Origin of the sequence: Rhodopseudomonas sp. AAP120, assembly GCF_001295845.1 — a bacterium.
In the GTDB taxonomy this organism is placed as follows: Bacteria; Pseudomonadota; Alphaproteobacteria; order Rhizobiales; family Xanthobacteraceae; genus Rhodopseudomonas.
This window is the reverse complement of the sequence record NZ_LJIC01000096.1, coordinates 1-8,520: the sequence shown is the minus strand read 5'-3', so window position 1 is coordinate 8,520 and position 8,520 is coordinate 1. Positions and strand designations below refer to the sequence as shown.

The window sequence follows — 8,520 nt, the reverse complement described above, 5'->3', positions numbered from 1 at the left end:
AACCCCGCCGCGGCTCCGGCTCCCGCGCCTGCCTTCGTGGCGGCTCCGCGCGACTTCGCGCCGGGCCGGCCGTTGGCTGAGCCCGCCCCGGCGCCGGCGCCCGAACCGCGCGCGATCTTCGACATTCTCGATCCGCAGCCGAACCGCACCAGCGCGCCCGAGCCGCAGATCACCACCCGCTGGACCGCGCCCGACACGCTGCCGCCGGATCATCCGCTCGAGCCCGGCACACGGCCGCCCGGCCGGGTCGCCTCGCCGTCGGAACGGATCGCCGCCTCGGAAAGCGCGCTCAGCGAATTCGCCGGGCCCGCCAAGGCCGAGCCGGCCAGCAGCTCCAGCTTCATCGCCGCCGCGCGCCGCGCCGCCCAGGCGGCCGCCTCCGCGACCGCGCAGTCCGGCGACAAGGCCAAAGCCAAAGCGGACAAGGCCAAGCCGGAGAGCGGCAGCGCCGGCGCGGCCGCCGGCAAGCCCGGCACCACCCTCGGCTCCAAGATCCGCTCGCTGCTGGTCGGCGCCAGCGTCGTGGTGATCGTGCTCGGCACCTTCAAGATCACCATGAACCTGCTCGACGGCGATCATCCGGTTCCGGCGGCGAGCCTGCACGAGTCCGCCCCGCAGGACAGCGCGGCTCCCGAGGACGACGAGGAGACGCCGCCCGCCGCGGCGCCGGCCGCGCCGACCCCGGCGGCGCCGTCGATGACCTCGCCGACCCCGATCAACCGGCAGTCACTGTTCGCGCCGCAGACCCCGGCCGCGCCGGAGCCCGCCCCGATGCCCCCGGCGGCCGCCGCACCGGCCGACGTCACCGGCTCGATCCAGACCCAGCAGCCCGGCACGCCGCCGGGCCCGGTTGCCACCATCACGATCCCGGCCGGCGAAACCCTGCCCGACGCCATCGGCGGCCCGGCGCTGCGCAAGGCGGCGCTGAAGGGCGACGCCGCGGCGGCCTACGAAGTCGCCACCCGGTTCTCCGAGGGCAAGGGCGTCGCCGCCAATGCCGAGGAAGCCGCCAAGTGGTATGGCCGCGCCGCGCAGGCCGGCGTCGTGCCGGCGATGTTCCGGATGGGGACCCTCAACGAAAAGGGTCTCGGCGTCCCGAAGGATCTCGACGTCGCCCGGCGCTACTACGTCAAGGCGGCGGACCGCGGCAACGCCAAGGCGATGCACAATCTCGCGGTGCTGGAAGCCGATGGCGGCGGCCGCGGCGCCAACTACAAGAGCGCGGCGGAGTGGTTCCGCAAGGCCGCCGTCCGCGGCGTCGCCGACAGCCAGTTCAATCTCGGCATCCTGTACGCCCGCGGCATCGGCGTCGAACAGAACCTCGCCGAGTCGTTCAAATGGTTCAGCCTCGCCGCCGCCCAGGGCGACGCCGACGCCGGCCACAAGCGCGACGATGTCGCCAAGCGGCTCGATCCGCAGTCGCTGTCGGCCGCCAGGCTGGCGATCCAGACCTTCACGGTCGAGCCGCAGCCGGACGACGCCGTCAAGGTCGCGGTGCCGCCCGGCGGCTGGGACGCGCAGCCCTCGGCCGCCGCCAAATCCGCCGCGGCCGGCAAGCGGGCGGCGCGCTAAGCGAACCGTTCACCACCGCACGACGTCACGGCGGCGCGGGCCGAAAAAGCCCCGCCGTCGCGGATTCTTTAATCCCCGGTCAGGCTGATATCGGTTATGGAGGGCGGCCGGGCCGCGCAGGTCCGCGCGCCCTCAGCCCCAGCGACGAACTGCGAAGCGACCGCGCGTGCAGCTTTATCTCCCGATCGCAGACCTTCCGGTCAACGTCCTGCTCATCCTGGCGATGGGCGCTGCGGTCGGGTTCGTGTCCGGCATGTTCGGGGTCGGCGGCGGCTTCCTGATGACGCCGCTGCTGATCTTCATCGGCATCGCCCCGGCGGTCGCGGTCGCCTCGGTCACCAGCCACATGGCGGCCTCGTCGTTCTCCGGGGCGCTGTCGTATTGGCGGCGGCGCGCGATCGATCCGATGCTGGCGTTCGTGTTGTTATGCGGCGGGATCGCCGGCACCGCGCTCGGCGTCTGGTTCTTCGTGCTGATGCGCTCGGTCGGCCAGCTCGACCTGATGATCGCGCTGTCCTACGTGGTGCTGCTCACCGCGGTCGGCGGGCTGATGGTGTACGAGGGCCTGCGCGCCATCCTGCGCAGCCGCCGCGGCCAGGTGCCGCTCGCCGGCCGCACCGGCAACCGCAACTGGATCCACGCGCTGCCGCTGAAGATCCGGTTCAAGCGCTCCAAGATGTATCTGTCGGTCATCCCGGTGGTGATGATCGGGCTGTTGATCGGCTTCATCGGCGCCGTGATGGGCGTCGGCGGCGGCTTCATCCTGGTGCCGATGCTGATTTATCTGCTGCGGGTGCCGACCAGCATGGTGGTCGGCACCTCGATGGTGCTGACGCTGGTGACGATGCTGATCGCCACCGTGCTGCACGCCGCCACCAATCATTTGGTCGACGCCGTGCTGGCGCTGATCCTGATGATCGGCGGCGTCACCGGCGCGCAGTTCGGCGCCCGCGCCGGTCAGCGTATCCGCGGCGAGCAGCTGCGGCTGCTGCTCGGCCTCATCGTGCTGGCGGTCGGCATCCGCTTCGCGATCGAGCTCGGCATCCGGCCGGACGAATTGTTCACCCTGCGCGAAACCGGGCCGAGCTGATGGCGGGCCGCGCGCGACAGCTTTGGGTGATCGCCGCGCTGGCGCTGCTCGCGGTCGCCGCACCGGCGCGCGCCGAGAAGCTGATCGTGTCGGTGTCCAATGCCCGCGTGACGGTGACGCCGAACTATGCGGGCGGCGAGCTGGTGCTGTTCGGCTCGGTCGAGCGCGACAGCCCGGCGCCGGTCGAGCAGATGGGCTACGACCTCGTCGTCACGGTGATCGGCCCGCGCGCCGATATGGTGACGCGCCGCAAGGAGCGTCGCTTCGGGATCTGGATCAACACGGATTCCCGGCAGTTCCTGATGGTGCCGAGCTATCTGGCGGTGTTCTCCAATCGGCCGCTCGAGGCGATCGCGCCGTCCGACGTGCGCCGGCGCCAGCAGCTCGGCATCCGGCATACGCTGCTGACGCAGCGGATCGGCACCGACTACGCAGACGTCGTCGCCGACGATCAGTTTCGCACCGCCTTCGTAAGGCTACGCGAGGAGCGCAAGCTCTATGAGGAAGATCCGGCCGCGGTGAAATTCCTCACCCCGACGCTGTTCCGCACCGGCATCCCGCTGCCCGCCGAAGTGCCGATCGGCAGCTACGAGGTGCAGATCAAGCTGTTCGGCCAGGGCGAATTGCTGACCCAGACCGAAACCTCGTTCGAGATCGCCAAGGTCGGCTTCGAACAATTCGTCGCCACCGCCGCCAAGCAGCACGGCATCCTCTACGGCCTGTTCACCGCGCTGATGGCGCTGGCGACCGGATGGATGGCGTCGATCGTGTTCAGGCGGGACTAATTCCCGCCACCCCGGGTCCCGGACGCGCTGCGGCATAGCGTGCCGCTGCGCAGATCCGGGACCCCGATTTCTTCAGGAGCATAACCGGGGTCCCGCATCTGCGGCGCACCGCTTCGCGCTGCACCGCGCGCGGGACACGCATCATTCCCAAGCACGTCACTCCGGGGCGCGCGCAACGCGCGCGAACTCGGAATGACGGCGTGTGCGGCCAGCTAAAGCAAATACCCCACCGCCATCGCCACGACACTCAGCGCCATCGCGGCGGTGGAGAGCCAACCGAGCCAGTACAGCCAGCCACGGACCACGAACTGCTTCATGATCGAGCGCCGTCCCACCATCAGCATCAGCAGCACCATCACCGGCACGGCGAGCACGCCGTTGATCACCGCGCTCCAATACAGCGCCGAGATCGGATTGATCGGTGCGAAGTTGAGGCCGATGCCGAGCACGCCGGCCAGCGCCAGCACGCCGTAGAACGCGCGCGCCTCCTTGGGCTTGCGGGCGAGCCCGACCGGCCAGCGCCGGCCCTCGCCGACCGCATAGGCGGCCGAGCCGGCCAGCACCGGAATTGCCAAGAGGCCGGTGCCGACGATGCCGAGCGCAAAAATCCATTCGGCGAGCGGTCCGGCGATCGGCCGCAGCGCCTCGGCGGCCTGCGCCGAGGTCTGGATGTCGGTCTTGCCGGCCGCGTGCAGCGTCGCCGCCGCCGTGGTGATGATCGCCAGCGCGATCAGGTTCGAGAACGCCATGCCGATCACGGTGTCGGCGCGGATGCGCTGGAATTCGCTGCGGGCATCACGCGGCGACTTCACCAGCGGCTTCTTGTCCGGATCGATGCGCTCTTCCTCGGCCTCCTGCGAGGCCTGCCAGAAGAACAGATAGGGCGAGATCGTGGTCCCGAAGATGGCGACGATCGTGGTCAGATAATCGACGCTCCAGCTGATCCGCGGCAGCAGCAAGCCGGTCAGCGCCTGCGGCCAGTCGACCTTGGCGAAGGCGAGCGCCGCCACATAGGCGAACAGGCACAGCGTCAGCCATTTCAGCACCGCGACGTAGCGGCGATAGTCGAAGAAGATCTGCGCGATCACCGAGATCGCGCCATAGCCGACGACGTAGAGCAGCGGGTGACCACCGATCAGCAGCTTGGTCGCGTCGCCCATCGCGGCGAGGTCGGCCGCGATGTTGATGGTGTTGGCGGTGAACAGCAGCAGCACGATGACGCCGAGCAGCTTGCCCGAATAATGACGGCAGACATTGCCGGCGATGCCGTGACCGGTGACGCGGCCGACCCGGCCGGAAATTTCCTGGATCGCGGTCATCAGCGGGAAGGTCAGCAGCATCGTCCAGCCGATGCCGTAGCCGAGCTGCGCCCCTGCCTGGCTGTAGGTGCCGATGCCGGACGGATCGTCGTCGGAAGCGCCGGTGATCAGGCCGGGGCCGAGGGTCTTGAGGAAGTTCTTGAAGCGGAAGGTCTCGAGGCGTTGGACCTTCGGCGCGGACGGATCCGGATCGATGAAGTCCGCGTGCGCAGGCTTGCTGTTCGGCTCGGTCGTCACACGCATCCCCGGCCAGTTGCCATGTGCGACAACTTAGCCCAGGCGAGTTGGTTCCGGCAATGGAACGAGGCGAGCAGGGCGACCCGACTACTCTTCCACGGCGCTCCCCCCAAGCACCGTGCTCTTCCGAGAAGCAAGTCGCTCGGCGGGCGCGCGTTGCTCAGCAGCAGCGCGACGCGGCGATAGCGTGGAGGCGGTGGTCGCCGAGGACATGGGCGATGAAGGCGGCGGAGCCGAACAGGCGCGCGAACGCGGCGTCACGGATGTTGAGGCCGCCGGTGTAGGCGCCGAATGCCGGCATTACGACGCGCTCGCCATCCCCCGCAAAGCAGCGCCGCTCGACGCTGCGGCCACGGCGGCTGACGCGGGCCTTCGGATGCAGATGGCCGGCGATCTCGCCGCGCGCGCCGGTCGGCTCGTGGCGGAACGCGATCGCCCCGACCGTCACTTCTGCCGCGACGCTGCCGCCGAGATCGGTCGGCAGATCCGGATCGTGGTTGCCGGCGATCCAGATCCAGTCGCGCCGCGCCTGCAGCGCGGTCAGGATATCGCGATTGGCGACGCTGAGCCGGCCGTGCGCGTCGCGGTCGTGGAAGCTGTCGCCGAGCGCGATCACGCAGCGCGGATCGAACCGCGCGATCACCGCACCTAATCGGCCGAGCGTCGCCACCGTGTCGTAAGGCGGCAGCAGCACGCCGCGCATCGCGTAGCTCGAGCCTTTTTCCAGGTGCAGATCGGACACGACCAGCAGCCGCTCCGCTTCCCAGTACAGCGCCCCCGACAGATCGGCGACGAACGTCGCGCCGGCGATGGCGACGCTCTGCTCCCCTCCCCCTTGCGGGGAGGGAGCCTGCCCCGGACTTGATCCGGGGTCGGGGGTGGCGGCGGAACGATGAGTCACTTGAACGTCGTGCCCGTGGCACCCCCCACCCCGACCCTCCCCCGCAAGGGGGGAGGGAGAAGAGAACATCTCGTCGGTTCGCTCGGCAACTATCAAATCTCATCCGTAGGATGGGTTGAGCGCAGCGAAACCCATCAGTTCAGTGCAGCGAGTTCAGTGCCCGCGCACGATGGGTTTCGCTTGCGCTCAACCCATCCTACGCCTTGATGGATCTTCCATCGCCTCGCGCACCAGTTCGTCGGCGGCTTCGGCGAGCAGTTCGTCGGAGGCTTCGCCGTACACGGCTTCGCGGCCGATTTCCAGCATCACCGGCACCGCGAGCGGTGAAACCCGGTCGAGTTCCTTGTGGACGATGTGCCCCTTGATTCGTGTCAGCATATCACTGAGACGGCGCAAATCGAGCAGCCCTGTGGCGGCGTCGGCGCGGGCGGCGCGGAGCAGCACGTGGTCGGGCTGGTGCTTGTTGAGCACGTCGTAGACGAGGTCGGTCGAGAACAGCACCTGGCGGCGCGACTTCTCCTCGCCGGCGAAGCGCCGCGCGATCAGTCCGGAGATGATCGCCGCGTAGCGGAAGGTGCGCTTCATCAGCGCCGATTCGGCGAGCCAGGCTTCGAGATCGTCGCCCAGCATGTCGGGATCGAACAACGCGTCGAGATCGAGCCGGCCTTGCCGGATCATGTGCGACGTATCGCCGAGCCCCCACACCGCCAGTGCGTATTCGTTGGCGACGAAGCCGAGCGGCCGGGCGCGGGCGCGTTCCAGCCGTCGCGTCAGCAGCATGCCGAGCGTCTGATGCGCCAGCCGGCCCTCGAACGGATAGCAGACGAGATAGTACTTGGCGGCGCGCGGAAAGGTCTCCACGACAAGTTCGCTGCGGCCGGGCACTTTCGACGCCTTGGTCTGCAGCGCCAGCCAGTCGCGCACCTGATCGGGCAGCCCCTTCCAGGTCCTTTTGTCGGCGAGCAACCCGCGGACGCGCTCGGCGAGGTAGGTCGACAGCGGGAACTTGCCGCCCATGTAGGACGGCACCCGCGCGTCCTTGTCGTGCGCGCGCGAGACGTAGACCTGATCCTCCACCAGCGCCTCGTAGCGCACGACTTCGCCGCCGAACACGAAGGTGTCGCCGGCGGTCAGCCCCTCGATGAAGTACTCCTCGATCTGGCCGAGCATCCGGCCGCCGCGCGCGATCGCGCCGGTATGGCCGCCGCCTTTGGATCTGGCGGAGCGCACCAGCTTCACCTTCAGCATCGCCTCTTCGACGATGGTGCCGACGTTGAGCCGATAGGCCTGCCGCACCTTCGGATTGGCGACGCGCCACTTGCCCTGTTTGTCCTGCCTGATGCGGGCGAAACGCTCGTAGCTCTTCAGCGCGTAGCCGCCGGTGGCGACGAAATCGAGCGTGTCGTCGAAATCGGCGTGACTGAGGTCGGCGTAAGGCGCGGCGCTCCGTACTTCGCGAAACAGATCATCCGCGAAAAATGGCTCGCCGCAGGCGCAGCCGAGGATGTGCTGCGCCAGCACGTCGAGCGCGCCCTTGCGCTGCGGCGGCGTATCCTGCGCGTTCTCGGCGACGGCGTCGATCGCGGCGGCGCATTCCAGCACTTCGAAGCGATTGGCCGGCACCAGCACGGCGCGTGAGGCCTCATCCAGACGGTGATTGGCGCGGCCGATCCGCTGCATCAGCCGCGACGAGCCTTTCGGCGCGCCGACATTGACGACGAGATCGATGTCGCCCCAGTCGATGCCGAGATCGAGCGACGAAGTACACACCACGCCGCGCAAGCGCCCGGCCGACATCGCGTCCTCGACTTTACGGCGCTGCGCGACGTCGAGCGAGCCGTGATGCAGCGCGATCGCCAGATTGTCGTCGTTCATCCGCCAGAGTTCCTGGAACAGCATCTCGGCCTGGCTGCGGGTGTTGACGAACACCAGCGTGGTGGTGTTGCGCTTGATCAGATCGTAGATCTCGGCCAGCGCATGCCGTGCCGAGTGGCCGGCCCATGGCAGCCGCTCCTTGGTATCCAGCATCTCGACGATCGGCTGCGCCGCGCCGCTGGCGACGACGATGTCGGCTTGAGCTCGCTCGCAGGCCATTTCTCCCTCTCCCACGAGGGGAGAGGGGACAAACGGCTGCGGCACCAGGAAGCGCGCGAGTTCGTCCGGGTCGGCGACGGTCGCCGACAGGCCGGTGGCGCGGAGCTGCGGCGCGATCCGCCACAGCCGGGCGAGGCCAAGCGACAGCAGGTCGCCGCGCTTCGACGTCACCAGTGCGTGCAGTTCGTCGAGCACGATGCGGCGCAGCGAGCCGAACAGGAACGGCGCGTCGTCGGAGGCGAGCAGTAGCGCGAGTTGCTCCGGCGTGGTCAGCAGGATGTCCGGCGGATATTTGCGCTGCCGCGTCCGCCGCGACACCGGCGTGTCGCCGGTGCGGGTCTCGACCCGGATCGGCAGCTTCATCTGGGCGATCGGCGCTTCGAGATTGCGGGCGATGTCGACCGCCAGCGCCTTGAGCGGCGAGATATACAGCGTGTGCAGGCCGCCTGGTCGCGGCACCATTCCTTCTCCCCGCGCGCGGGGAGAAGGTGGCGCGGCAAGCGCAGCTTGCCGTGCCGGATG

General features: G+C 69.0%; 6 protein-coding genes. 3 read left to right on the top strand and 3 right to left on the bottom strand.

The annotated features are described in order from the left end of the window. The 3 genes from IP86_RS15990 to IP86_RS15980 all read left to right on the top strand — a co-directional run. Positions 1–1,572: tetratricopeptide repeat protein (locus IP86_RS15990; protein WP_197279838.1), on the top strand; the 1,572-nt coding region annotated here is incomplete at its 5' end. A gap of 166 nt (positions 1,573–1,738) precedes the next feature. Continuing rightward, on the top strand, positions 1,739–2,662 hold the full coding sequence (locus IP86_RS15985) for a sulfite exporter TauE/SafE family protein (protein ID WP_054163525.1): 924 nt from the start codon (positions 1,739–1,741) through the stop codon (positions 2,660–2,662). Then, positions 2,662–3,447, top strand: coding sequence for a TIGR02186 family protein (locus IP86_RS15980; protein WP_054163524.1), 786 nt, complete (start codon positions 2,662–2,664; stop codon positions 3,445–3,447). Before IP86_RS15985 ends, IP86_RS15980 begins: the two co-directional genes overlap by 1 nt. Positions 3,448–3,659: 212 nt before the next feature. Here IP86_RS15980 and IP86_RS15975 read toward each other — a convergent pair whose 3' ends face one another. From IP86_RS15975 to IP86_RS15965, 3 genes are all read right to left on the bottom strand, one after another. Beyond that, positions 3,660–4,961, bottom strand: coding sequence for an NRAMP family divalent metal transporter (locus IP86_RS15975; RefSeq protein ID WP_245290646.1), 1,302 nt, complete (start codon positions 4,959–4,961; stop codon positions 3,660–3,662). Between the two features lie 202 nt (positions 4,962–5,163). Beyond that, a complete protein-coding gene (gene pdeM, locus IP86_RS15970; protein ID WP_054163527.1) occupies positions 5,164–5,814 on the bottom strand; it encodes a ligase-associated DNA damage response endonuclease PdeM in 651 nt (216 codons plus the stop codon). A gap of 276 nt (positions 5,815–6,090) precedes the next feature. Further along, positions 6,091–8,460, bottom strand: a complete 2,370-nt coding sequence (locus IP86_RS15965) for a ligase-associated DNA damage response DEXH box helicase (protein WP_349509535.1) — start codon at positions 8,458–8,460, stop codon at positions 6,091–6,093. Between the last annotated feature and the right edge of the window lie 60 nt (positions 8,461–8,520).